This window comes from Massilia sp. PWRC2, assembly GCF_049896725.1.
Lineage (GTDB): Bacteria > Pseudomonadota > Gammaproteobacteria > Burkholderiales > Burkholderiaceae_D > JAFCUW01.
Genome location: NZ_JAFCUW010000008.1, coordinates 116,063 through 139,333 on the forward strand (window position 1 = coordinate 116,063; position 23,271 = coordinate 139,333).

Here is a 23,271-nt window from a genome sequence, read left to right on the forward strand (position 1 = left end):
ACCTCGCTGCAAGCGCCCCCTTCACATGGAACCGTCACGCTCGAAGGCAGCGCCAGAAATGCATCGGGCTGAGGTCACCAGAAAAATCATCTGGCTCACCAACCATCGCGTTCAGTCCGCAAACCATTGGGACAGCCACCTGCGCTGTCAGTTCCCCTGCTGCCAGCATCCCCGCCTGGCAGTGATTTCAAACCGCGCCCCACGCCCTCGAGGCAGAGGCAGATCAGACGGGTTTGCAACCCCTCTCAAAATCATCTGGCTCCGCCAGTGATTTTGCGCTGACCTGCGGTGCGCCTCTGAGCCGGTGTTGCCCTTCGCCCCTCACTTCAAGCCAAACAAAAGTAGGTTTTCACTTTTGTTTGACCTATTTCAGCCACCCGCGATGCCGGAAATACAGAAAAGGCGCAATCGCACTGGTGACCATCAAGGCCAGCGCAAACGGATACCCCAGCTGCCACTCCAGCTCCGGCAGCCACTTAAAATTCATGCCGTAGATACTGGCAATCAGGGTCGGCGGCAAGAAAGCCACCGAGGCCACCGAGAAAATCTTGATGATCTTGTTCTGGTTGATGTTGATAAAGCCGACGGTGGCATCCATCAAGAAGTTAATTTTGTCGAACAGGAAGGAGGTGTGGCCGTCGAGCGACTCGATGTCGCGCAAAATCTGGCGCGCTTCTTCGAACTGCTCGGCATTGAGCAGGCGCCCACGCATCAGGAAACTGACGGCGCGGCGGGTGTCCATCATATTGCGGCGGATGCGGCCGTTCAAATCTTCCTCGTGGGCGATGGCGTTGAGCGTGGCCGCCGCGTCGGTGTCGGTGAATTCTTCCTGCAGTACGCGGCTGGAGACTTCTTCCAGGTTCTGGTAGATGCCTTCGAGGGCATCGGCCGAATACTCGGCATCGGTGGCGTACAGGTCGAGCAGCACGTCCATATAGTCTTCGATCGAGCCGGGGCGCGAACGGGCGCGCATGCGCACCAGCCGAAACACCGGCAAGTCGTCGGTGTGCACGGAAAACAGCATCTTGCGCGCCAAAATGAACGCCACCGTGACGATGCGCGACGGGCCGTCGTCTTCTTCGAGCAGGAAGTCGGTGCGCAGGTGCAGGTCGCCATTTTCCGCTTCGTAGTAGCGGGCCGACGCTTCGATGTCCTTGACTTCATCTTCGCCCGGCAGGATGACGCCATAAATGGCCTTGACCCAGGCGCGCTCGTCGTCGTTCGGATCAGTCAGGTCGACCCACACCGGCGCGACCTGTTCGAGGTCCTCGCGGCTATCGATGGGGACCTGGTTGAGGCGGCCATTTTGTAAGACGAATACGTTGATCATGCGTGACGGTCCCGGCCCATGTAAAAACTAGCGCAAGTGTAACCGCAAGCACCCCGGCCCGTCACCTGTGGCTCAAGCGTCCCCGTCCCGATCAGGGCAGTTCTGCCGAATTCATGCGATTGAGGATGACGCCGGTGCGCCGGGCCAGGTAATTGGTGCTGCGGTGGGCGTCGTAATAGCGGGGATTGGGCAGCATCACCGCCAGCCGCGCCGCCTGCGCCGCCGTCAGCGACGACGCCGGCGCGTGAAAATAATGGCGCGCAGCGGCCTCGGCGCCAAACACGCCACGGCCGAATTCGACGACATTCAAATAAATCTCGAGGATGCGCTCCTTGTCGAGCACCGTCTCGAGCATGTAGGCGATCACCAGTTCCTGGCCCTTGCGCAGATAATTGCGCGAGCCCGACAAAAACAGGTTCTTGGCCAGCTGCTGGGTGATCGTCGAGCCGCCGCCCACCACCCGGTGACGGCTACTGTTGCGGTCATACGCTTTTTGCAAGGCCTCCCAGTCGACGCCGTCATGCTCGGCAAAATTGGCGTCTTCCGAGGCGATCACCGCCCGTTTCAGGTTGGCCGAAATGGCGCGGTAGGGCACCCACTGCTGCTCGAGGGTGGCGCGCGGGTTGGTTTCGCGCAGGCTCGAGAGCTGGGCGCTCATGAAGCTGGTCATGCCGGGATTAAAGCGCGACCACCAGCAAATCTGCAAAAAGAAATACACCTGCAACAGCAGGACCGCCAGCAGCGGCCCGAGCACCAGCCATTTGAGCCAGCGCTTGGCGCTACTACTGTGGCTACCGCTGCTACGTTCCCGCGCGCCCTTCATGCCGCCGCACGCAGCGACGCCAGCACGGCAGCGGTGGCAGGCCGCACGCCGCGCCACCCATAAAACGCTTCGGCGGCCTGCTCGACCAGCATGCCCAGACCATCGCGGGTGGCGGCGCCGTGCTCGGCGGCAAACGCCATGAATGGCGTGGACGCCGCGCCATACATCATGTCGAGCGCCAGCGTGCCAGCGCCGAACACGCAGGCCGGCAGCGGCGGCAGCGCTCCCGTCAGGCTGGCAGAAGTGGCATTGATGACGATGTCGAACGGCCCCCTCAACTCGGCAAACGCGCGCACATCGATGGGAAAATCGAACTGCGCCGCCACCGCGGCGGCGGTGGCAGCGGTGCGGTTGACCAGCGTCAGCGTGGCCGGGCCCTGTTCGATCAGCGGCAACAGGGCGCCGCGGGCGGCGCCGCCAGCACCCACCACCAGCACGCGCTGGCCGGCAATGGCGAGGCCGGCGTTGCCGGTGATGTCAGCCACCAGGCCGGCGCCATCGGTGTTGTCGCCAGCGATGGCGCCGGCGTCAAAGGTCAAGGTATTGACGGCACCCGCGGCGCGCGCGCGCGCGCTCAGGCGCGTGCACAGCGCAAACGCCGCAATTTTAAAGGGCACGGTGACGTTGGCGCCCTTGCAGCCGGCAGCAGCCAGCGCCGCCACCGTGGCAGCAAAACCATCGAGCGGCGCCAGCACGCTGTCGTAGGTCAGATCAATGCCCAGCTGGCGCGCAAAGGCGGCGTGGATGAGGGGCGACTTGCTGTGGCCGACGGGGTTGCCGATGAGCCGGTAAAAATCGCCCATCAATTGCCCCTCAAATTGGTCTCGAGCCGTTCATCGCGGGTAAATTTAAACCGGGTGATGATGACCCACAGGTCGTCGCGGTCGGTCGAGAGCATATTCGGCGGAAATTTGCCGAACGGCGCCGAGCGCCGCACGATGGCCATGGCGGCCGCATCGAGGGCCGGGTTGCCCGAACTTTTTTCCACCCGCACGCCGCCATCCTTCAAATAAATGGTGCCATCCTGGAACACCGGAATGTACAGCACCAGGTCGCCATACAGCTTGCGGCCATCCTTCTGCGGAAAATTCAGGGTGCCAATTTCTTCGACCCGCTTTTGCATGGCCTTGTAATACATCGCGTAACCGACTTCCTGGGTGCTCGGCGTGATGTAGGTTTTGCGGGGGCGCTTGTTCTGGTCTTCGATCGTGGTCGACAGTTCGGCGGTGGCACGGGCAATCGCCTTGGACGACTCGAGCAAGTCCTGGCCAGTGCGGGCGGGGTCGGGGGTATCGCGGTCGGTGACCGGCGGCGCCCGGTAAGCCGAGGCGCGCGCCAGCGTGAGCAGGTTTTGCTGCACCTGTTCGAGCTCGGCGATACGCTTCTGGGCTGCCTTGACGCTGTCGCCGTTTTCACTCTTCCTCATGTCGGGCAGGGGCGACTTCGAGCGGCCGGCATCGGCCTGGCCGCCGCCATCGAGATTGGCCTGGGCCAGGGCGTCGGCCTGGATCGGCTTGCGGTCATGCTTGGCATTGACGAGGATGACTTCCAGCCCCGGATCAGCGGGCTTGACGACAAAGGCGTCAGGAGCGACAAAACGCACCGCCAGCAGGGCTGCATGGAGCACCACCGAGACGGCGATGGCGATGGTCAGGGAACGAGATTGAAATAGGGACGTCACGCGACACCGGCAAAAACTATTGAACTACGGAACGTTAATTCTACCGCGTTTGCCTGCGGGCACCGAAGGGAAATCCGCCGCCGGTGCCCGATGCTATCAGTTCGACAAGGGACTATCCGCCGCCGGCGCCTGCGGTGCACCGGCCACCATCTCGATGCCTTCGGCGTCGGCGGCGACGGCGGCGCCGCTGTCGGCCGGCAGGCTGGCGCCGGCGTCCGCGCCGTCGGCGGTCAGATCGCCCGTCTGTTCATCCTGGCGGTCGTCGTCGTCGACGGCGCCAGCGGCATTGCCCTCACCGGTGGCTGCCACCACTTCGAGCAGGCGCGCCTCGATGGTCAGATCGACTTCATCCCAGCGCAGGATGTCGAGAATGACGGCGGCGCCGCGCGCCACCTGCGGCATGCCGGGCAGGCGCACCACCAGCGGAATGTCGGCTAGACGCAACAATTCATCCTTCAAGACCACGGCATCGACGCGGCGGCCGCCCTCGCCCGCCTGCTGACCCAGCCAGCGCAGGCACCAGTAGCGTTCCATGTTTTGCTGGAACTCGTTATAGGCCGCGTAGGCCGCATCAAACGCCGAGACGATGGCGAACAGGCCGGCATCGCGCTGCTTGAAGGGTGCCACCAGCGGCGCGGTGACGCCGTTGCTGGCGCAGGCCAGGATTTGCCACTGGTTGACCAGGTCGGTATACCGGCGCAGGGGCGAGGTGCTCCAGGCGTACTGATCGACCCCGAGACCCTGGTGCGGCGCCGCATGGGTGACCATGCGCACCTGCAGCTTGGCGCCCCAGCCGGGACCGCCCGTGGTTTGCGAACGGTAAATGCCGGGCACGCCGCAGTCGTGCAGCAGCTTGCCCCAGGTGCTGTTGGCAAAAATCATCAGCTCGGCGACGATCTTGTCGAGCGGCGCGCCGCGCTTGCGCTTGACCACCGAGACGACGTCGTCATCGACATAAAAATTGAAGTCGACGCGGTTGTTTTGCTCCGGTTTCAGGCCAAACGCTTCGCGCTTGGCCATGCGGCCGCTTTCCAGTTTCAAGGCCCACTGCCACAGCTGCAGCAGCTCGGCCTTGTGCGGGTAGGCGCCTTCGCCGCTGGCCAGGGTGGCTTCATTGACCAGCTCATCGAGATCGTTATGGCGCAGATTGGCCGCCATCGGCACCAGTTCGGCGCGCGTTTCGGTGGCCAGCACCGACCAGGTGGCGGTGTCGATGGTGGCGTACAGCGACAGCGCCGGGCAGGTGCGCCCTTCGGCCAGGGTGAAGGCGGCCACCACGTCGTCGGGCAACATCGTGATTTTGTCACCCGGCATATACACGGTCGACATGCGCGCGCGCGCCAGCTTGTCGATGGCGTCGTCCGGTTTGATGCCCAGGCCCGGCGCGGCGATGTGGATGCCGACCTTGATGGTGCCATCGCCGAGCACGGTGACGGAAAAGGCATCGTCGATCTCGGTGGTGGTGACGTCGTCGATCGAAAAGGCGGCCACGGCCGCCAGCGGCAGGCTGCCGGCGGCAGGCGGTGGCGGCAGCGCCACCGCGGCAAAGCCGGCGCCGCGCGGGAAGTTGTCAAACAGGAAGCGCGCCATGTGCAGTGCCTTCGGCGAAGACACGCCGCCGGTGGCCAGCATCAGGCGCGGCGCGCTGGTCTGCAGTTCCATGCAGGCAGTCTCGAGCGCCTTATATTCGATGGTGTTCTTGTCGGGCTTGAACAGCAGTTGCTGGACCATGGCTTGCATCGGCGCCGGCAGGGTGCCCGCCTTGAGCTGCTCGACGTAGCCGGCCTGGATCACGGCTTGCTGCTTTTTCTTTTCGATGCCCGCCTGCGCCGCCCGCAGCGACTGCTCGGGCGCCGCCTTGTAGCGGCCGCGGCCCTTCTTGTAGAAATAGATGGGGGCATTGTGCAGGGCCAGGATCAGGCCGGCCGCTTCGGCGGGCAGCGGCGCGTGGCCGACGTAATCGGCGGCCAGCTCGGCAAAACCGAATTCTTCCTGGCCTGCCACTTCCCACAAGAACTCGAGGTCGACCTCATCGGCGATCGCCTTGGCGGACGCGAGCAGTTCGGCCGGCGTCGGCTTTTCGTACTGCAGCAGTACGTCCTTGATTTTTACCTTGGTACGCTTCGCGGACGGCATTTCCACCTGATAGGCTTCGCCCGCCTGGGACAACACGCTGCCGACCTTAAAATCGCCGGATTCTTCAAAAAATACATTCATGGTTCACTTCACGTTCTTGATGAGAGTAGTCGGCTGCAATGCCAGCACGGGCGGCAAGAATACCTCCGTGACCAGCAGGCTGCCTTGATGGCGGCGATACAGGCAGCGCCGCGCATAGTACATGGAAGATGCGGCGCCAGCCGGGCCAAGCGCCGCCGTCGCCCGCAGCACCAGCGGATGGCTGGCACGCAGGCGGGCAAATGCGAGCGCGCCGCGGCGCACCAAAGGGTCATAAAACAGGGTCGAACCGAGCGATCGCTCGCCGAGGCCGCCAAACAGCGGCCAGTCGGTGGCCGAGTCGGACAAGGGTACCACCGTGTGGGCGAACACCACGGCCGCCCCGTCGCAGCGCAGCAGCACCTCGCGTTCGAGCACCCGGCCCGGGCGCGCCATGCCGATGGCAGCGGCTTCATCGGCCAGGCACAGGGCCCTGCGCTGGTGCAGGCGCTGGACCCGGAAGGCGTCGCTATGGGCGATCAGGCGCGCGGTGAGCGAGCCGGGCGCCGTCAGCCAGGCTGCCAGCGGCGCCGGCGCCGCCAGCGCGCCGACGTGGCCATGCCAGTGCGTCAGCCGCAGCGAGCCTGCCCGCGCTGCGCTCACGTGGACGCCCGCAAAAGGCAAAAGTCGAGCACGGCGTCGACGTAATCGGCAAATTCGCTGATCGCATGGTCGCTGCCATCGATGACGTGCTGGCGCGCGCCCTGGTAATGGGCCAGCATGGTGCGGTAATCGAGCACGTCGTCGCCGCTGGCGGCGAGCAAAAAATAACGGGACGGGTCAGTAATGGCCGGCACCGCCAGCGCGCGCAGCTCATCGATATACTCGACCTTGAATTCAAACGGCGCCTCCGAGTGCCAGGCGGTGGTCACGCCCACATGGCGCGCCAGACTGTCGAGCGGGTGGACGGCGGGATTGAGCAGCACCGCACGGCAGCCGAGTTGCTCGGCAAGATAAGTGGCGTAATAGCCGCCCAGCGACGAGCCGACAATCGCCAGTTCGGCCGTGGGCACGCCATCGACCAGCGCGCGCGCCAGCGCAATGGCCGCGCGCGGCGACGCCGGCAGCTGCGGGCAGGCCAGTTCGCCGGCGCGCCCGAGTGCCGCCATGCGCGCTGCCACCACGGTCGCCTTGTACGACGACGGCGACGAGCGAAAGCCGTGCAGGTACAAGATCATGCGGTGGCAGGGACCACAGCGGCCAGGCCATCGAGCAGCTTCTGGTGGATGCCGCCAAAGCCGCCATTACTCATCACCAGCACATGGTCACCCGCTTGCGCCGCCTGCACCACGGCTTGCACCAGGAAATCGAGCTGATCAAAGCTGTGGGCGATGGCGCCCAGCGGTTTGAAGGCATCGGCCAGGCTCCAGCCCAGCGCCTGCTGGCTGCCAAAGCCGAACACCAGGTCAGCGTCCTTCAGGCTGCCCGGCAGCGCATCTTTCATGGCCCCCAGTTTCATGGTGTTCGAACGGGGCTCGAGGACGGCGAGGATGCGGCCGCTGGCGCCGATTTTCTGGCGCAAGCCACCGACGGTGGTGGCAATCGCGGTCGGATGGTGGGCAAAATCGTCGTAGACGGTGACGCCGTGCACACTGCCGCGCACTTCCATGCGCCGCTTGACGGAGGCAAAGCGCGCCAGCGCTGCGGCCGCCTGCGCGGCCGGCACGCCGACGTGGCGGGCGGCAGCGATGGCGGCGAGCGCATTGGCGCGGTTGTGGCGCCCGGTCAATTCCCAGTGCACGCTGCCCACCACGGCGCCATTGAACAGCACCTCGAAACTGCCATCCTGGTGCTCGGTCATGCTCCAGTTGGCGTGTTCGCCGACACCAAAACTTTCATGCTCGCTCCAGCAACCCCGTTTGATCACCCGTGCCAGCGACGCCTCGTCGCCATTGACCACCAGCCGGCCGATGCCGGGCACGGTGCGCACCAGGTGGTGGAACTGGGTTTCGATGGCGCCGATATCGGGGAAGATGTCGGCGTGATCGTATTCGAGGTTGTTGAGCACCGCCGTCTTGGCGTGGTAATGGACAAATTTGCTGCGCTTGTCGAAAAACGCGGTGTCGTATTCATCGGCCTCGATGACGAAATAATCCGATGGTATCGCTCCGGACAGGCGTGCCGACACGCCAAAATTGACCGGCACGCCGCCGATCAGGAAGCCGGGCGCATAACCGGCGTCTTCGAGAATCCAGGCCAGCATGGCCGACGTCGTGGTCTTGCCGTGGGTACCGGCGACGGCGAGTACCCATTTGTGACGCAGGATGTGCTCGCCCATCCACTGGGGCCCCGACATATAAGGCAGGCTGCGGTTGAGAATTTCCTCGACCAGCGGATTGCCGCGCGAGACCACGTTGCCGATCACATACAGATCGGGCGCCAGCGCCACCTGCTCGGGGCCGAAGCCCTGGATCAATTCGATGCCCTGGGCTTCGAGCTGGGTGCTCATGGGCGGATAGACGTTGGCGTCGCAGCCGGTGACGCGGTGGCCCGCGGCCTTCGCCAGAACAGCCAGGCCACCCATGAAGGTGCCGCAAATGCCGAGGATATGAATATGCATGATGGGATCGTGGTGGACGGCGTCACAGGGCCGCGCCGCAAAATAGAATGGCGAAAGCGCGATTTTACCTGACCCGCTGCGCTTTACCGTTCCAGAGTATCATCGGGCGATGTTGCCCACTCTGTTGACCACCCAGTTGAGCACCCAGTTGCCCACCCCCATGCCGACCCCGCACCCTGACCATGGCCAGCTGCGCACCGAGATCGCCGTGCGCGCCGCCCGCCTGATCGCCGAAGATGGCGCCGATTACGACCTGGCCCGCAAAAAAGCCGCACGCCAGGTCACCGGCGTTGACGCCAGCGTGCCCAATCTGCTGCCCGACCGGCTCGAAATCGAAGCGCAAGTGCGCAAATACCAGGCGCTGTTCCAGGCCGACAGCCAGCCGGTCCGGCTGATGCAGCTGCGCCAGCTGGCCGCCGAAGTGATGGAACGGCTGCTGCCGTTTCGCCCCTATTTAACCGGCGCGGTACTGCACGGCACCGCCGGCATCCATGACGACATCCACCTGCAACTGTTTGCCGACAGCAGTAAGGACGTGCTGATGTTTCTGCTCGACCGCGACATCGCCCTCGATATTGGCGCAGCGCCCCATTTCAAGGGCAGCCGTTACGATGATGTCGAAACCGTCAGCTTTTACTGGCGCAAGCAGCAGGTACACGCTGAACTGTACGAACTGAACGATTTAAAAGGTGCCCTCAAACCACGCGCCGATGGCAGCGCCCACCGGGCCGACCTGACCGCAGTGCGCGCACTGCTGGGTAACCCTGTATCCTCCCCCGCAACCTGACTTCTTTTTAATTTATGAACACTACCAACAAGATCGTGCTGGCCGTCGTTGCCGTGATTGCCATCGGCGCCGGCGCTACCCTCAGCAAAAAACACGACAGCCAGACAGTGGCAGCGCCAGCGGCAGACATTGCCGGACCGGTCGCCGCCTTGTATGGCCAATCGATGAACGATGCCAGCGGCGCGCCGCACGCGCTGTCTCAATGGAAAGGCAAAGCGGTGCTGGTCAATTTCTGGGCGCCGTGGTGTGGCCCCTGTGTGCAAGAAATGCCGGAACTGGTCGAACTGTCCAAAGAACTGGCCGGCAAAAACATCGGCGTGCTCGGCATCGGCATCGACTCGCCGACGAACATCGCCCAGTTTGCCGACAAATACCGGATTTCCTACCCCTTGTATGTGGCCGGCATGAGCGGCACCGACCTCTCGCGGCAATTTGGCAACACCAATGGTGGCTTGCCATTTACCGTGCTGATCGGCGCCGATGGCAAGGTGCGCAAGACCTATCTGGGACGGCTGAAATTCGCCGAACTGCGCGCTGACCTCGCCGCACTGTAGTCTGGCGAACGGTCGTTCTATTCCATTGAGCGTAAGTATTACCGCTTGCCAATCCCGGGTGTAGTCGGCAAAATGCCAGACTTTCGCGCCCAAGTATCGTAAAGCACCCCACGCCATGGTTAAAAAGTTGCTACTGCTAAATGGCCCAAATCTCAACCTGCTAGGCACGCGCGAGCCTGCTGTGTACGGCAGTAGCAGCCTGGCCGATATTGAGCAGGCGGCGCAGGCGCAAGTGGCGGCGGCGGGTGCCGAACTGAGCTGTTTCCAGAGCAACCATGAGGGTGCCTTGATTGATCGCATCCACGCCGCCCGCGCTGAGGGGATCGCCGCCATCGTCATCAATCCAGGCGGCCTCACCCATACCAGCGTGGCATTGCGCGACGCGTTTGCCGCCGTTCAGATACCGTTCGTGGAAGTGCATATTTCTAACGTCCATCAACGTGAAGCATTCCGCCACCATTCTTTCCTCTCGGCCCTCGCAGTCGGCACGATTTGCGGACTGGGAACGGACGGCTACCGGTATGCCATCGACTTCGCGCTCAAAAAGCGTTAATCTTCGTCAACTTCACGTATTGTCGTGGCGCGCCTTATCCGGGCGTCCCATTTGCCTTTAAAAACCACAATAATTCCAAGGGGTTCTACATGGATTTACGAAAGCTCAAGACCTTGATCGACCTGGTCGCCGAATCGGACATCGCCGAACTCGAAGTCACCGAAGGCGAAAGCAAGGTCCGCATCGTCAAGTCGTCGGCCATGCATCAAGGCCAGATGATGATGATGCCGCAACAGGGCATGCCCCAGCAGTATTCGGCGGCGCCGCTGGCACCGGCGGCAGCGGTGGTCGACGTGCCGGCCGAGCCGACCGGTGTGATCATCAAGTCGCCCATGGTCGGCACCTTCTACCGTTCGTCGGCACCGGGCACCCCGGCCTTCGTCGAAGTGGGCAGCACCATCAAGGAAGGCGACACCTTGTGCATCATTGAAGCGATGAAACTGCTCAATGAAATCGATGCGGAAGTCTCTGGCGTCGTCAGCAAGATCCTGGTTGAAAACGGCCAGCCGGTCGAATTCGGTCAACCACTGTTCGTGATCGGCTAAGCGGCCGCGCGGCAGTCGCCACCGCGGCTTGTGCAGCGCGTGGCGATCCTGACTCATCATGCTGTTCCCGGTTTGCGCCGGGCTTCATAGAAACACCGAACCTACCATGTTTGAAAAAATTCTTATCGCCAACCGGGGTGAAATCGCCTTGCGTATCCAGCGCGCCTGCCGCGAAATGGGCATCAAGACCGTGGTCGTCCACTCCGAAGCGGACAAGGATGCCAAGTACGTCAAGCTGGCCGACGAGTCGGTCTGCATCGGCCCGGCCTCGTCCACGCTCAGCTATCTGAACATGCCGGCCATTATCAGCGCGGCCGAAGTGACCGACGCTGAAGCGATTCACCCGGGCTATGGCTTCCTGTCAGAAAACGCCGATTTCGCTGAACGGGTGGAAAAATCGGGCTTCGTCTTTATTGGCCCCCGCTCCGATTCGATCCGCCTGATGGGTGACAAAGTCTCCGCCAAGCAGGCGATGATCCGCGCCGGCGTGCCGTGCGTGCCCGGCTCGGAAGGCGCACTGCCGGACGATCCCAAGGAAATCGTGCAAACCGCCCGCAAGGTCGGCTATCCCGTCATCATCAAGGCGGCCGGCGGCGGCGGTGGCCGCGGCATGCGCGTGGTGCATACCGAAGCGGCCCTGCTCAACGCGGTGGCGATGACCAAGACCGAAGCCGGTACCGCCTTCGGCAATCCTGAAGTGTACATGGAGAAGTACCTGGAAAATCCACGCCACGTGGAAATCCAGATCCTCGCCGACGAACACAAGAACGCCGTCTGGCTCGGCGAACGCGACTGCTCGATGCAGCGCCGCCACCAAAAGGTGATCGAAGAAGCACCGGCACCGGGCATTCCCCGCAAGCTGATCGAAAAGATCGGTGACCGCTGCGCTGAAGCGTGCCGCAAGATCGGCTACCGCGGCGCCGGCACCTTTGAATTTTTGTATGAAAATGGCGAGTTCTATTTCATCGAGATGAACACCCGCGTGCAGGTCGAGCATCCGGTCACGGAAATGATCACCGGCATCGACATCGTGCAAGAACAGATCCGCATCGCCTGCGGCGAAAAGCTGCGCTTCCGCCAGCGCGACATCATGTTGTCGGGCCACGCTGTCGAGTGCCGCATCAATGCCGAAGACCCGTTCAAATTTACCCCGTCGCCAGGGCGCATCACCGGCTGGCACACGCCGGGCGGCCCCGGCATCCGCGTCGATTCGCACGCCTATGCGGGCTACTACGTGCCACCGCACTACGACTCGATGATCGGCAAAGTGATCGCCTACGGCGCCACCCGCGACCAGGCCATCCGCCGCATGCAGATCGCGCTGTCGGAAATGGTGGTCGAGGGCATCCTGACGAATATCCCCCTGCACCGTGAACTGATGATCGACGCCCGCTTCATCGAAGGCGGCACCAATATCCATTACCTCGAGCAGAAACTGGCCAACAAGCCCGATCTGAAGAGCATGATGGATGCAGCCGACGCCAAGGCGGCGCCATGAGCTGGACCGAAGTCGTCATCGAAATCGCCCGCGCTCATGCCGAGGCGCTGTCGGACGCGCTGATGGAAGCGGGCGCGCTGTCGGTATCGGTGGAAGACGCCGATGAAGGCACCGCCCAGGAACGCCCGCTGTTTGGCGAACCAGGCATGGAGCCGACCGAGGCGGCGTGGGACCACAGCCGCGTGGTGGCGTTGACCGATGTCGACGCCGACCAGGCGGCCATCGTCGCACAAGCAGCCAGCGCGATTGGCCTGGGCGTCGCCCCGGCATTTAGCACGCGTGCCGTCGCCGACGAAGACTGGGTGCGGCTGACGCAGTCGCAGTTTGCGCCGATCCACATCGGCACCAACATCTGGGTGGTGCCAAGCTGGCACGAAGCGCCCGATCCAAGCGCGCTGATCCTCGAACTCGACCCCGGCCTGGCGTTCGGCACCGGCAGCCATCCCACCACGCGCTTGTGCATGGAATGGCTGGAAGTGCATGCAAAGCCGGGCCACAGCGTGCTCGATTACGGCTGCGGTTCCGGCATCCTGGCGATGGTGGCGAAAAAAATGGGGGCAGGCGCCGTTACCGGCGTCGACATCGACCCGCAGGCGATCGTCTCGGCGCGCGACAACGCCGAGCGTAACAACTGCGCCATCGATTACTACCTGCCCGACGAATTTGCCGCCGCCACGCCGGCCGGCGCCACCTTCGACAGCGTGGTCGCCAACATCCTCTCGAGCCCATTGAAGCTGATGGCGCCGATGCTGTGCGGGCGCGTTGCCCCTGGCGGCACCCTGACCCTGTCGGGCGTGCTGGCACGCCAGGCCGAGGAAGTGGCGGCGGCCTATGCCCCCTTCATCAAGCTCGCGGTGTGGGCCGAACAGGACGGCTGGATCGCCCTGCACGGGGTGCAAGGACTGGCTGGGATACCGCCGGCCCGGGCCGGCTAAGGCGAGCCGCCATGGCGCTCGCCACGATCTGCCCCCACTGCGGCACCACCTTCCGGGTGGCCGCAGACCAGTTGAAGCTGCGTGGGGGTATCGTGCGCTGCGGCGCCTGCCATCAAGTATTCGACGGCAGCGCCGCGCTGGTCGAGCCGGACGCGCCGCCGCGTGCCGGCAGTGCGGCAGCGGCGCCGCCCGAAGGTAGTAGCGCTGCGGCGGCGCTGCCGGTGCTCGACAGTATCGTCAGCGCCGCGCCAACGCGCGCCGACGATCCCAATCAGATCGTCTACACGATCGACTTCGATACCACGCTCGAGCCGGTGCAACCGGTGCCGGTGGTGCCGCCAGCGCCAGTTTTAGTATCAGCGCCAGTTTTAGTATCAGCGCCAGTTTTAGCACCAGCGCCGGTATTCGTACCGACGCCAGCGCCAGCGCGTGAACTGGTACAGGAACTAGAGCCGGCACCAGCGCCCGCAGCCGATTTGCCTGCCATGGTGCGCGAGTCGCCCGTCGCCGCGCCGTTGATACCGCCGCAGGCGGAGATCGAACACCTGGTGGCGCTGGCGCCGCCAGAAGAACCGGAAGACCCGTTCGGCGCGCAGTTCGGCGCACCGGTTGGCGCACAGCCTGCCGAACCATCGCGCGCGCCACCGGCACTGCCAGCTGCTGTCCCGCCAGCGCGGCAGACCAGCGTGACGCCGTCGCCGGCCTCGCTGTTAATGCGCTCGTCGGCTGCCGACGAACCCGCGCCCGCTGCGCCGGCCGGACCGCCCGCGGTGCTGCCGCTGGCAGCGGCCAAGCCAGCGCGCCGCAACAGCACCTCAGCTGAAAAAGCGAAGTCGAAGCCACGGCCGGCGCCAATGGACGATCTGGCAGCGGCCCACGACGAACCCGAATTTGTCCGCAGCAGCCGGCTGCGCGAACAGCATGGCGCGCGCCGCCGTATGCTGGCGCTGCTGGCCGTGGCCGTGCTGACGGTGACGCTGCTGGCGCAGGGCCTGTGGGTTTTCAAAAATACGCTGGCGGCGCGCTATCCGGCGGCGCGGCCGGTGCTGGTCGCGGCCTGCGCCGTGCTCGGCTGCACGGTCGAACTGCCGGCGCAGATCGATGTGCTGGCAGTCGAGACGGGCGAATTGCAATCGCTCGAAGGCAGCGCCGACATCAGCAATTTTGCCTTCACCACGCTGCTGCGCAACCAGGGCGAACTGGTGCAGGCCTGGCCCCACCTGGAACTGGCGCTCACCGACGCCAGCGACAAGACCCTGGTACGCCGCGTGTTCACACCGGCCGACTATCTGCCGCCTGGCGCGCTGGTCACCGACGGCTTCGCGGCGCGCTCGGAGCAGAGCGTCAAACTGCGCTTCGAACTCAAACAACTGAAGGCGTCGGGCTACCACCTCGCCATTTTTTACCCTTAAACCAGGACGCCCTGCCACCATGACCGACACTTCATCGACCACCACCCTGATCTGCGGCTCGCTCGCTTTCGACAAGATCATGCAGTACCACGGGCGCTTTTCCGAGGCGCTGATCGCCGACCAGCTGCACAAGGTCAACGTATCGTTCCTGGTGCCGACCCTGCATACCGAATACGGCGGTTGCGCCGCCAACGTCGCCTACAACCTGATGATGCTGGGCGGCGATCCCTTGATCATGGCAACCCTCGGCCAGGACGGCGGCGAATACCTGGCGCGGTTTGCCGAGCTGGGTATATCGACCCGCGCCATCCGCACCATCGGCCACGCCTACACCGCCCAGTGCTTCGTCACGGCCGACCAGGACAACAACCAGATCAACGCCTTCCACCCGGGCGCCATGCAGTTCTCGCATGAGAACAACGTGGCCGACTACGGCCCCCTGCGGGTCGCCCTGATCGCCCCCGATGGCCGCGACGGCATGCTCAAGCACGCCAGCGACTGCGTCAGCGCGGGCGTGCCCTTCATGTTCGATCCGGGCCAGCAGCTACCCATGTTCAATGGCGAAGAACTGCGCGACTTCATCGACAAAGCCACCTACGTCGCCGCCAACGACTACGAATTCGAGATGCTGATGGAGCGTACCGGCTGGTCGGCCGACACCATCGCCGGCCAGCTCGATGCCCTCATCGTCACCCGCGGCGAGCAAGGTTCGGAGATTTTTGCGAATGGCGAGCGGATGATGATTCCAGCGGTGCCGGCCAGCGCCGTGGTCGACCCCACCGGCTGCGGCGACGCTTACCGCGCCGGCCTGCTGTTCGGCATCGCCAACGGCTTTGACTGGGGCACCACCGGCCGGCTGGCCAGCCTGCTCGGATCGATCAAGATCGCCCACCAGGGTGGCCAGAACCACCGCTTCACGGCAGCTGGCGTGGCCGGGCAATTCGAGCAGGCGTTCGGCTACCGCATGCAGTAAACAAGGTTCAGCACAAAGCTCAGGGCGGCGCCAGCAGGGCCGCCACGGCGTCGACGCTGATGCCGCGGATTTCCACCAGCTTGCTGCGACTGCTGCTGCCATGGGTGATGACGACGGCGCCTCGCGCCACTCCCAGCGTCTTGGCCAGCCACTTGAGCAGCACGGCATTGGCCTGTCCTTCTACCGGCTGCGCCTGCAGCTTGATTTTCAGGGCGACGCCCTCGCCTGCCGCGATCAACCCCACCACCTCGGTCTTCCTCGCATTGGGCGTCACCTGCACCGCCAGCCGCACACCCTGCGGCACGGCGCTGCACCAGGGCGCCGCGCGCGCCTCAGCGATAGCCGAACACCGAGTCGAGCACGAACTTGGCGATCTGCAGCAAGATCAGCGCCACCAGCATCGATAGATCGAGGCCACCGAGCGGCGGCACCACGCGCCGCAGCGGCCGCAGCAGCGGATCATTCAGGGCGCCCACCAGCGGCGCCAGTGGCGCCTGCGGATTGACCCAGCTGAAAATCGCTTCGATGACCAGCAGCGCCATGAAGCCGTACAGGATCCAGGTGAGGAAGCGGTGCAGCGCCGCCTTGAGCACGAATTCAAATGGCATACCGGCCAGCAGTAGCACCGAGCTGGCCAGCAGCACCACCAGGAAGGCGCCGATCAGGCTGGCCCAGTCATAGCCGCCGACGCCCGGCACCACGCGGCGCAGGGGGCGCACCAGCCAGTCCGTTACGGTATAGGTAAAGTGCGCCACCGATTGCGGCGGGCGCACACGAATCGCCTGCATCCAGAAACGAAGCAGCAAGACCCCGCCGAGCAAGGTGGCGATGGTATCGACGATCAACTGGAGAATACTGAGCACGACGACTCCTTAAAAAAAATACCGCTGTGTGAAAGTCACACAGCGGTATTCTGCCTGAAGGAGGCGCAGCTGGCTATTACGGACGGCTGCTGGTCGGGAACGGCCAGGCGGCGGCCGGCGCCAGCACGGTCTTGGCGGCCGGCGCTGGCGCAGCAGGCTTGTCAGCCGCCACCGCAGGTGCAGCGACGCTCGACGTTGCGGGAGCGCTCTTTGGTGCAGCAGCAGGCTTCGGTGCCGCTGCTTTTTTCGGTGCGGCTGGCTTGGCGGCTGGTTTTACAACTGGGGTGGCCACTGGTTTGGCCACTGGTTTGGCCACTGGTTTGGCCACTGGTTTGGCAACAACAGGCGCGGCTGCCGGTGCGGCAGCTTTAACGGGCTTTTTTGCTGCTGGCTTAGCCGCTACCGTCTTTTCTGCTGGCTTGGCTGCCGCCTTGCTGGCTGGCTTGGCTGCTGTTTTGGTAGGGGCGACTGGCTTGGCGGCGGCCTTCGGTGCGGCCTTCGGTGCGGCCTTCGCGGCCGCTTTCGGTGCGGCCTTCGGTGCGGCCTTGGTTGCAGCCTTCGGTGCGGCCTTCGCTGCAACCTTCGCTGCAACCTTCGCTGCGGCTTTCGGTGCGACCTTGGTTGCGACCTTCGCTGCTGCCTTCGCTGCTGCCTTCGGTGCTGCCTTCGCTGCTGTTTTAGCGGCGGGTTTTACCGCTGCCTTGGCACTGGCTTTTTTGGCTGCTGGCTTGGTGACCGGGACTTTGGTGACAGCTTTGGCGGCGGCTTTTTTGCCAGCGGGCTTGGCGGCAGCGGCTTTTGTCACTGCTGGCTTGGCGACGGCCTTGCTGGCGCTTTTTGCCGTGGCTTTAGTTACACTCTTGGCTGCGCTCTTGGCTGCAACTTTCTTTGCCGGTGCTGCCTTGGTGCTCGCTGCCTTGGTGCTGGCGACCTTTTTGGCGACCGGCTTGGCTGCAGCCTTGCTGGTGGCTTTTTTTGCTGCTGCTTTGGGTGCCGCTTTCGCTGCTGCTTTGGGTGCCGCTTTCGCTGCGACTGCTTTTTTGACTGCTGGCTTGGCCGCTACGCTGGCTTTTTTGGTGGCTGGCTTGGCTGCTGCTTTGACGACGGCTTTCTTTGCCGCTGGCTTGGCTGCTGCAGCTTTCTTGGCCGCTGGCTTGACGGCGACAGCGGCTTTTTTGGCAGCCGGTTTGACCGCGGCGGTCACTTTTTTGGCTGCTGCTTTAGGGGCGGCGGCGGCTTTCGCGGCCGGCTTCTTTGCTGCTGGTTTTTTTGCTGCTGTTGCCATTTGAATTCTCCTTCATCTGCGATGAAAAAAATACGCTACAAGGTTGAAACCCGTTCGACCAGCGTGGGTACGGTCGAGCGAATTATTCATCGGCACAAACGAGGCGCTTGGTTTGCGCTAATGAATTCGGCACCAGCTGAACTGCTGCAACTCCTCACGATTGCAGCACTTCAGCCGTCGTCATCGCGCCATGGCGACAACTAAATCGGGAACTACGGGAGGCTGACCACCGGCGCCGATCGCACTAACCTGAAACGAAAAAGCCGCCATGCCTGATCTGATTCAAGCAGTGCGGCTTGCGGTTTGCGGTGAGGTCCGGTGCATATCCAGGTGATTCAGCTTCCCATTTAATCGGTGGAATCTGCCGCTGCGCGCGCGATTCAAACAGCGCCGGCTCAATGCGACATTTTCAATCTCGTAAAGTACACGAAAAGCTTAACACTGCGCAACAGGCACACCGATAAATTCGCAGGCTTTTTTTGCGCGCGACGCCGTCAGCGAATCGATATGGCCGCGTCAAGCACCCTGTGGCCATGCGCGAAAGCGTCGTCGGCGGCCCCGCCAGCATCGCCAGCAGCGCTCGACGCGGCCCGCGCCTGTGCCGCGCAAGACTGCGCGCAGACCGCCTGCGCTTTGCATATCGCCGTTAGCTGCAGGCCGTATGCAAAATCGACTGGTGCGGCAATGGGCCCTGGCGCGGGCGCCGGGCGCCGTCAGGAGCGTCGCGCCGCCTTGTCTGCGCGGCCACGCCACGCCGCCGCGCGCGCGGCCGACGAGGCGAACTTGATTTCGTCTCGTTACCGCAACGAGATGCACGCGCAAAAACAAAAACCCGGCACGGGGCCGGGTTGTGGGTGCTGCAGCGCGCGAACTGGTCGCCGCCTGGTTCGCCGGATTACTCCCAGTTGAGCGCACCACCGGTCTGGTACTCGGTGACGCGGGTCTCGAAGAAATTGCGTTCCTTCTTCATGTCGATCATTTCGCTCATCCACGGGAAAGGATTTTCGTCGTGCGGGAACAGCGGCTCGAGACCGATCTGCACCGAACGGCGGTTGGCGATGAAGCGCAGATATCCCTTGAACATGGAAGCGTTCAAACCGAGCACGCCACGCGGCATGGTGTCTTCGGCGTAAGCGTATTCGAGGTCGACCGCCTTCAAGAACAACTGCTTGATCTCTTCACGGAAGGCCGGCGTCCACAGCTGCGGGTTTTCCATCTTGATGGTGTTGATCAGGTCAATGCCGAAGTTGCAATGCATCGACTCGTCGCGCAGGATGTACTGGTACTGCTCGGCAGCACCCATCATCTTGTTTTGACGACCGAGCGCCAGGATCTGGGTAAAGCCGACGTAAAAGAACAGCCCTTCCATCAGGCAGGCAAACACGATCAGCGACTTGAGCAGGGTCTGGTCCGCTTCGGTGGTGCCGGTGGTGAAGCTGGGGTCGGTCAGCACATTGATGAACGGGATCAGGAATTCGTCCTTGTCACGAATCGATTTGACTTCGTTGTAGGCGTTGAAAATTTCCGACTCGTCCAGGCCGAGCGACTCGACGATGTACTGGTAAGCGTGGGTGTGGATGGCTTCCTCGAACGCCTGGCGCAGCAGGTACTGGCGGCACTCCGGTGCCGTGATGTGGCGGTAAGTGCCCAGCACGATGTTGTTGGCAGCGAGCGAATCGGCGGTGACGAAAAAGCCAAGATTGCGCTTGACCAGGCGGCGCTCGTCTTCGGTCAGGCCATTCGGGTTTTTCCACAGCTCGATGTCGCGCTGCATGTTGACCTCTTGCGGCATCCAGTGATTGGCGCAGCCGGCCAGGTATTTGTCCCAGGCCCATTTGTATTTGAATGGCACCAGCTGGTTGACGTCCGTCTTGCCATTGATAATGCGCTTGTCGTCCGCATTGACGCGCTTGGCGACCAGCGCTTCGTTGGCCGCTTCGCCAGCCGGCGTGACCTGTGTCTGCGGCGCCGGCGCTATGGTGGCGGTGGCGGCAGCGGCAGTAGTTTCTTCGTCCCATGACAGCATGATGATTTCCCTTGTGCTCTATGTAGTGCGATAGCAGGAACGCCGGCGATCGGCGCCCCTGTGAATTTTTCTTGCAGTTACTGGCAGGCTTCGCATTCCTCGAACCCATCGTCGCCCGGACGCAGATAGCAGGCGGCGCCGACTTCTTCTTCGCTGGCAGCCTGCACACCCGCCGCTGCGCTCGCGGTCGCTGCCGCTGACGATGAAGCCATCGCCGCGCTGGCCGATGCCGACATCCCGCCATCGACGGCCACTGCATTGAGTGCACCGGTCTTCGAGGTCGACTTTTCCATGTGGGTGGCAGCGATGGTACGCAGGTAATACGTGGTTTTCAGACCACGCAGCCACGCCAGTTTATAGGTCTCGTCGAGCTTCTTGCCGGAGGCACCCGCCATATAAATGTTCAGCGACTGGGCCTGGTCGATCCACTTCTGGCGACGCGACGCCGCTTCCACCAGCCAGCTTGGCGACACTTCGAAGGCGGTGGCGTAGATGTCGCGCAAGTCCTGGGGAATGCGGTCGATCTTGACCAGCGAACCGTCGAAATACTTGAGGTCAGCGATCATCACTTCATCCCACAGGTCACGCGCCTTGAGGTCACGCACCAGGTATGAATTGATTTCAGTAAATTCGCCAGACAGATTCGATTTCACGTACAGGTTCTGGAACGTCGGCTCGATACAGGCCGATACGCCAATGATATTGGAAATCGTCGCGGTCGGCGCGATTGCCACACAGTTGGAGTTACGCATGCCGAACTGGGCGATGCGCTCACGCACCAGGGTCCAGTCCATGGCCGACGAATCGTCCACTTCGAGGTAGCCGCCGCGCTCTTCGGCCAGCAGGCGCACCGAGTCTTGCGGCAGGATGCCGCGCGACCACAGCGAGCCTTCGTACGATTCGTAACGACCGCGTTCTTCGGCCAGCTCGGTCGACGCCAGGTAAGCGTAGTAGCACACCGCTTCCATCTGGGTATCGGCGAACGCCACCGCTTCATTCGAGGCGAATGGCACCCGCATCATGTGCAGGCAATCCTGGAAGCCCATCACGCCCATGCCGACCGGACGGTGACGCAAGTTGGAGTTGCGGGCTTTTTCGACGGCGTAGTAATTGATATCGATGACGTTGTCCAGCATACGCATGGCGGTACGAACCGTCTTTTGCAGCTTCACATGGTCGAGCTTGCCCTCTTTCATGTGCGCCGGCAGATTCACCGAACCGAGGTTGCAGACGGCGATTTCGCTGTCGTTGGTGTTTAAGGTGATCTCGGTGCACAGGTTCGAGCTGTGGACGACGCCGACGTGCTGCTGGGGCGAGCGGATGTTGCAGGGATCCTTGAAAGTGATCCATGGGTGGCCCGTTTCAAACAGCATCGACAGCATCTTGCGCCACAGGTCGAGGGCGGCGATCTTTTTGAAGACGCGGATGTCGCCAGCGGCAGCTTTTGCTTCGTAGCCGGTGTAGGCGATTTCGAAGGCTTTGCCGACCAGGTCGTGCAGGTCCGGCGTTTCCGATGGCGAGAACAGCGTCCATTCGCCCTTTTCCATCACGCGCTTCATGAACAGGTCGGGAATCCAGTTGGCCGTGTTCATGTCGTGGGTGCGGCGGCGGTCGTCGCCGGTATTCTTGCGCAGGTCGAGGAATTCTTCGACGTCGAGGTGCCAGGTTTCCAGGTAGGCGCAGACGGCACCCTTGCGCTTGCCACCTTGGTTGACGGCAACCGCGGTGTCGTTGACCACTTTGAGAAACGGCACCACGCCTTGCGACTTGCCATTGGTACCCTTGATGTGGGCGCCGAGGGCACGCACCGGGGTCCAGTCATTGCCCAGGCCACCGGCGAACTTGGCCAGCAGGGCGTTTTCCTTGATGGCGTCGTAGATGCCCTCGAGGTCGTCCGACACGGTGGTCAAGTAGCACGACGACAATTGCGAGCGCAGGGTGCCCGAGTTGAACAGGGTCGGCGTCGAGCTCATGAAGTCAAAGCTCGACAGCAGGTGATAAAACTCGATGGCGCGCGCTTCGCGGTTTTCTTCGCGCAGCGACAGGCCCATCGCCACCCGCATAAAGAAGGCCTGCGGCATTTCGATGCGCACATCGCGCACGTGCAGGAAATAGCGGTCGTACAGGGTTTGCAGGCCGATGTAGCCGAACTGCAGGTCGCGGTCCGCCACCAGCGCACGGGCCAGCTTGGCCAGGTCGTAGGATGCCAGCACCGGGTCGAGCAGCTCGTTGGCAATGCCGTTGGCGATGTATTGCGGGAAGTAGTCGACATAATGGGCGGCCGCCTTGGCCTGCGGCACATCCTGGCCGAACACTTCCTTGCGGATGGTGTGCAGCAGGATGCGCGCCGTCACCTGCGAGTAGGCCGGGTCTTTTTCCATCAGCGCGCGCGCGGCCAGGATGGCCGACTTGTGCAACTCTTCGACGGGCACGCCGTCGTACAGGTTGCGCACCGTCTCGGCGAGGATGGCGTCGGCATCGACGTGCTTTTCCAGGCCGACGCAGGCAGCGCCGATCAGGTCGCGCACTTCCTGCATGTCGAGCGCGCGGCGCTGGCCATTTTCCAGCACGTGGATCTGCGGCGCGGCGACGTCGCTGCGGCCGCCCTGGGCTTCCTTGGCGGCGCGGCGCTCTTCCATGTGCTTGGCGCGGTACAGCACGTAGCCGCGGGCGACGTCATGCTCGCCCGAGCGCATCAGCGCCAGCTCGACCTGGTCTTGCACGTCTTCGATGTGAAAGGTGCCGCCGCCCGGCTGGCGGCGCAGCAGCGCGGCGACCACGCCGGCGGTGAGTTGCTCGACCTTGTCGCGGATGCTGGCAGAGACGGCGCCCTGGCCACCGTGCACGGCGAGAAAGGCCTTGGTCATGGCGACATTGATCTTGGATGGCTCGAAGGCCACCACGGCGCCGTTACGGCGGATGATGCGGTAGTCGCCGCTGGCGGCGATCTCGGTGGCGCTGGGCGCGGGCATGGCGGCACCTGGGGTGGGGTGCAGCGAATTGGTGGAAACAGATGGTGAAGTGTGCATTGAAGCTCCCCAGGTTGGCCGCCAGCTGGGCGGCCTTGGTTATCAAACGTTGTCAAACGCACGGCGAATCGCCGCAACGCAAAAAGCGGGCGAGCCACCGGCCCGTGCCCATCGACAGCGCCGCCCTCTTGCATGCAAGTGAGGGGCGGATCAGGCGGCGAGAGGCAGGGGTTGGGGTGCTCGATCGTGCAAGTCAGACTTGA

The 23,271-nt window shown here is 63.4% G+C and carries 23 protein-coding genes; 10 read left to right on the top strand and 13 right to left on the bottom strand.

From position 1 onward, the window contains the following. Positions 1-364 precede the first annotated feature (364 nt). From corA to mpl, 8 genes are all read right to left on the bottom strand, one after another. The gene (gene corA, locus ACP7BZ_RS16215; RefSeq protein WP_426114958.1) at positions 365-1,330 is read right to left on the bottom strand and encodes a magnesium/cobalt transporter CorA; all 966 of its coding nucleotides are present in this window, start codon (positions 1,328-1,330) and stop codon (positions 365-367) included. Positions 1,331-1,421: 91 nt separating this feature from the next. Continuing rightward, positions 1,422-2,153, bottom strand: coding sequence for a monofunctional biosynthetic peptidoglycan transglycosylase (mtgA, locus tag ACP7BZ_RS16220; RefSeq protein ID WP_426114959.1), 732 nt, complete (start codon positions 2,151-2,153; stop codon positions 1,422-1,424). Further along, the gene (gene aroE / locus ACP7BZ_RS16225) at positions 2,150-2,956 is read right to left on the bottom strand and encodes a shikimate dehydrogenase (protein WP_426114961.1); all 807 of its coding nucleotides are present in this window, start codon (positions 2,954-2,956) and stop codon (positions 2,150-2,152) included. The genes mtgA and aroE overlap by 4 nt, the downstream gene beginning before the upstream one ends. After that, a complete protein-coding gene (locus ACP7BZ_RS16230) occupies positions 2,956-3,834 on the bottom strand; it encodes a TonB C-terminal domain-containing protein (RefSeq protein WP_426114963.1) in 879 nt (292 codons plus the stop codon). The genes aroE and ACP7BZ_RS16230 overlap by 1 nt, the downstream gene beginning before the upstream one ends. A gap of 96 nt (positions 3,835-3,930) precedes the next feature. Then, entirely contained in the window at positions 3,931-6,051 is a 2,121-nt protein-coding gene (locus tag ACP7BZ_RS16235) for a ribonuclease catalytic domain-containing protein (RefSeq protein ID WP_426114964.1), read from the bottom strand. Between the two features lie 3 nt (positions 6,052-6,054). Next, positions 6,055-6,651 (bottom strand): chorismate--pyruvate lyase family protein, encoded by a 597-nt coding sequence (locus tag ACP7BZ_RS16240; RefSeq protein WP_426114966.1) that lies wholly within the window; start codon positions 6,649-6,651, stop codon positions 6,055-6,057. After that, complete coding sequence (locus tag ACP7BZ_RS16245) at positions 6,648-7,226, bottom strand: YqiA/YcfP family alpha/beta fold hydrolase (RefSeq protein WP_426114968.1); 579 nt, start codon at positions 7,224-7,226, stop codon at positions 6,648-6,650. The genes ACP7BZ_RS16240 and ACP7BZ_RS16245 overlap by 4 nt, the downstream gene beginning before the upstream one ends. Then, positions 7,223-8,608, bottom strand: a complete 1,386-nt coding sequence (mpl, locus tag ACP7BZ_RS16250; protein ID WP_426114970.1) for a UDP-N-acetylmuramate:L-alanyl-gamma-D-glutamyl-meso-diaminopimelate ligase — start codon at positions 8,606-8,608, stop codon at positions 7,223-7,225. The genes ACP7BZ_RS16245 and mpl overlap by 4 nt, the downstream gene beginning before the upstream one ends. A 109-nt stretch (positions 8,609-8,717) precedes the next feature. Here mpl and ACP7BZ_RS16255 point away from each other — a divergent pair, with 109 nt between their 5' ends. The 8 genes from ACP7BZ_RS16255 to ACP7BZ_RS16290 all read left to right on the top strand — a co-directional run bounded on the left by ACP7BZ_RS16255 (position 8,718) and on the right by ACP7BZ_RS16290 (position 15,865). Further along, entirely contained in the window at positions 8,718-9,395 is a 678-nt protein-coding gene (locus ACP7BZ_RS16255; RefSeq protein WP_426114971.1) for a hypothetical protein, read from the top strand. Between the two features lie 14 nt (positions 9,396-9,409). Beyond that, positions 9,410-9,949, top strand: coding sequence for a TlpA family protein disulfide reductase (locus tag ACP7BZ_RS16260; protein WP_426114973.1), 540 nt, complete (start codon positions 9,410-9,412; stop codon positions 9,947-9,949). Positions 9,950-10,064: 115 nt separating this feature from the next. Continuing rightward, positions 10,065-10,502: a type II 3-dehydroquinate dehydratase gene (gene aroQ / locus ACP7BZ_RS16265; RefSeq protein WP_426114975.1), complete on the top strand. Its 438-nt coding sequence runs from the start codon at positions 10,065-10,067 to the stop codon at positions 10,500-10,502. An 89-nt stretch (positions 10,503-10,591) separates the two neighbouring features. Next, on the top strand, positions 10,592-11,047 hold the full coding sequence (accB, locus tag ACP7BZ_RS16270) for an acetyl-CoA carboxylase biotin carboxyl carrier protein (protein WP_426114977.1): 456 nt from the start codon (positions 10,592-10,594) through the stop codon (positions 11,045-11,047). 106 nt (positions 11,048-11,153) lie between these two features. Then, positions 11,154-12,545: an acetyl-CoA carboxylase biotin carboxylase subunit gene (accC, locus tag ACP7BZ_RS16275; RefSeq protein WP_426114979.1), complete on the top strand. Its 1,392-nt coding sequence runs from the start codon at positions 11,154-11,156 to the stop codon at positions 12,543-12,545. After that, the gene (gene prmA / locus ACP7BZ_RS16280; protein ID WP_426114981.1) at positions 12,542-13,480 is read left to right on the top strand and encodes a 50S ribosomal protein L11 methyltransferase; all 939 of its coding nucleotides are present in this window, start codon (positions 12,542-12,544) and stop codon (positions 13,478-13,480) included. The genes accC and prmA overlap by 4 nt, the downstream gene beginning before the upstream one ends. An 11-nt stretch (positions 13,481-13,491) precedes the next feature. Beyond that, on the top strand, positions 13,492-14,892 hold the full coding sequence (locus ACP7BZ_RS16285) for a DUF3426 domain-containing protein (RefSeq protein WP_426114983.1): 1,401 nt from the start codon (positions 13,492-13,494) through the stop codon (positions 14,890-14,892). A gap of 19 nt (positions 14,893-14,911) precedes the next feature. Next, on the top strand, positions 14,912-15,865 hold the full coding sequence (locus ACP7BZ_RS16290) for a carbohydrate kinase family protein (RefSeq protein ID WP_426114985.1): 954 nt from the start codon (positions 14,912-14,914) through the stop codon (positions 15,863-15,865). Positions 15,866-15,884: 19 nt separating this feature from the next. On the opposite strand, the gene ACP7BZ_RS16295 is transcribed toward ACP7BZ_RS16290, so the two are convergent. The 3 genes from ACP7BZ_RS16295 to ACP7BZ_RS16305 all read right to left on the bottom strand — a co-directional run bounded on the left by ACP7BZ_RS16295 (position 15,885) and on the right by ACP7BZ_RS16305 (position 17,020). Continuing rightward, the gene (locus ACP7BZ_RS16295) at positions 15,885-16,169 is read right to left on the bottom strand and encodes a DUF167 domain-containing protein (RefSeq protein ID WP_426114987.1); all 285 of its coding nucleotides are present in this window, start codon (positions 16,167-16,169) and stop codon (positions 15,885-15,887) included. Between the two features lie 28 nt (positions 16,170-16,197). After that, positions 16,198-16,728: a YggT family protein gene (locus ACP7BZ_RS16300; RefSeq protein WP_426114988.1), complete on the bottom strand. Its 531-nt coding sequence runs from the start codon at positions 16,726-16,728 to the stop codon at positions 16,198-16,200. A 76-nt stretch (positions 16,729-16,804) separates the two neighbouring features. Then, positions 16,805-17,020 (bottom strand): hypothetical protein, encoded by a 216-nt coding sequence (locus tag ACP7BZ_RS16305; protein ID WP_426114990.1) that lies wholly within the window; start codon positions 17,018-17,020, stop codon positions 16,805-16,807. A gap of 16 nt (positions 17,021-17,036) precedes the next feature. On the opposite strand from ACP7BZ_RS16305, the gene ACP7BZ_RS16310 reads away from it, so the two are divergent. Both ACP7BZ_RS16310 and ACP7BZ_RS16315 read left to right on the top strand, forming a co-directional pair. After that, positions 17,037-18,017, top strand: a complete 981-nt coding sequence (locus tag ACP7BZ_RS16310) for a hypothetical protein (protein ID WP_426114992.1) — start codon at positions 17,037-17,039, stop codon at positions 18,015-18,017. Positions 18,018-18,034: 17 nt separating this feature from the next. After that, positions 18,035-18,217 carry a hypothetical protein gene (locus ACP7BZ_RS16315; RefSeq protein WP_426114994.1) on the top strand — a complete coding sequence of 61 codons (183 nt, stop codon included), beginning with the start codon at positions 18,035-18,037 and terminating at the stop codon, positions 18,215-18,217. Positions 18,218-18,908: 691 nt separating this feature from the next. Here the strand turns inward: ACP7BZ_RS16315 and ACP7BZ_RS16320 are convergent. Next, entirely contained in the window at positions 18,909-20,039 is a 1,131-nt protein-coding gene (locus tag ACP7BZ_RS16320; protein WP_426114995.1) for a ribonucleotide-diphosphate reductase subunit beta, read from the bottom strand. 77 nt (positions 20,040-20,116) lie between these two features. Continuing rightward, a complete protein-coding gene (locus ACP7BZ_RS16325) occupies positions 20,117-23,011 on the bottom strand; it encodes a ribonucleoside-diphosphate reductase subunit alpha (protein WP_426115293.1) in 2,895 nt (964 codons plus the stop codon). Positions 23,012-23,271: the final 260 nt, after the last annotated feature.

What these genes read in the sequence shown, in the direction of transcription:
- ACP7BZ_RS16245 (WP_426114968.1), bottom strand. Translation starts at nt 7,226, where the DNA reads ATGATCTTGTACCTGCACGGCTTTCGCTCGTCGCCGTCGTCGTACAAG.
- ACP7BZ_RS16320 (WP_426114995.1), bottom strand. Translation starts at nt 20,039, where the DNA reads ATGCTGTCATGGGACGAAGAAACTACTGCCGCTGCCGCCACCGCCACC.
- ACP7BZ_RS16260 (WP_426114973.1), top strand. Translation starts at nt 9,410, where the DNA reads ATGAACACTACCAACAAGATCGTGCTGGCCGTCGTTGCCGTGATTGCC.
- aroE (WP_426114961.1), bottom strand. Translation starts at nt 2,956, where the DNA reads ATGGGCGATTTTTACCGGCTCATCGGCAACCCCGTCGGCCACAGCAAG.
- ACP7BZ_RS16325 (WP_426115293.1), bottom strand. Translation starts at nt 23,011, where the DNA reads ATGCCCGCGCCCAGCGCCACCGAGATCGCCGCCAGCGGCGACTACCGC.
- ACP7BZ_RS16290 (WP_426114985.1), top strand. Translation starts at nt 14,912, where the DNA reads ATGACCGACACTTCATCGACCACCACCCTGATCTGCGGCTCGCTCGCT.
- ACP7BZ_RS16235 (WP_426114964.1), bottom strand. Translation starts at nt 6,051, where the DNA reads ATGAATGTATTTTTTGAAGAATCCGGCGATTTTAAGGTCGGCAGCGTG.
- mpl (WP_426114970.1), bottom strand. Translation starts at nt 8,608, where the DNA reads ATGCATATTCATATCCTCGGCATTTGCGGCACCTTCATGGGTGGCCTG.
- corA (WP_426114958.1), bottom strand. Translation starts at nt 1,330, where the DNA reads ATGATCAACGTATTCGTCTTACAAAATGGCCGCCTCAACCAGGTCCCC.
- aroQ (WP_426114975.1), top strand. Translation starts at nt 10,065, where the DNA reads ATGGTTAAAAAGTTGCTACTGCTAAATGGCCCAAATCTCAACCTGCTA.
- ACP7BZ_RS16255 (WP_426114971.1), top strand. Translation starts at nt 8,718, where the DNA reads ATGTTGCCCACTCTGTTGACCACCCAGTTGAGCACCCAGTTGCCCACC.
- prmA (WP_426114981.1), top strand. Translation starts at nt 12,542, where the DNA reads ATGAGCTGGACCGAAGTCGTCATCGAAATCGCCCGCGCTCATGCCGAG.
- ACP7BZ_RS16315 (WP_426114994.1), top strand. Translation starts at nt 18,035, where the DNA reads ATGAAAAAAATACGCTACAAGGTTGAAACCCGTTCGACCAGCGTGGGT.
- accC (WP_426114979.1), top strand. Translation starts at nt 11,154, where the DNA reads ATGTTTGAAAAAATTCTTATCGCCAACCGGGGTGAAATCGCCTTGCGT.
- ACP7BZ_RS16285 (WP_426114983.1), top strand. Translation starts at nt 13,492, where the DNA reads ATGGCGCTCGCCACGATCTGCCCCCACTGCGGCACCACCTTCCGGGTG.
- mtgA (WP_426114959.1), bottom strand. Translation starts at nt 2,153, where the DNA reads ATGAAGGGCGCGCGGGAACGTAGCAGCGGTAGCCACAGTAGTAGCGCC.
- accB (WP_426114977.1), top strand. Translation starts at nt 10,592, where the DNA reads ATGGATTTACGAAAGCTCAAGACCTTGATCGACCTGGTCGCCGAATCG.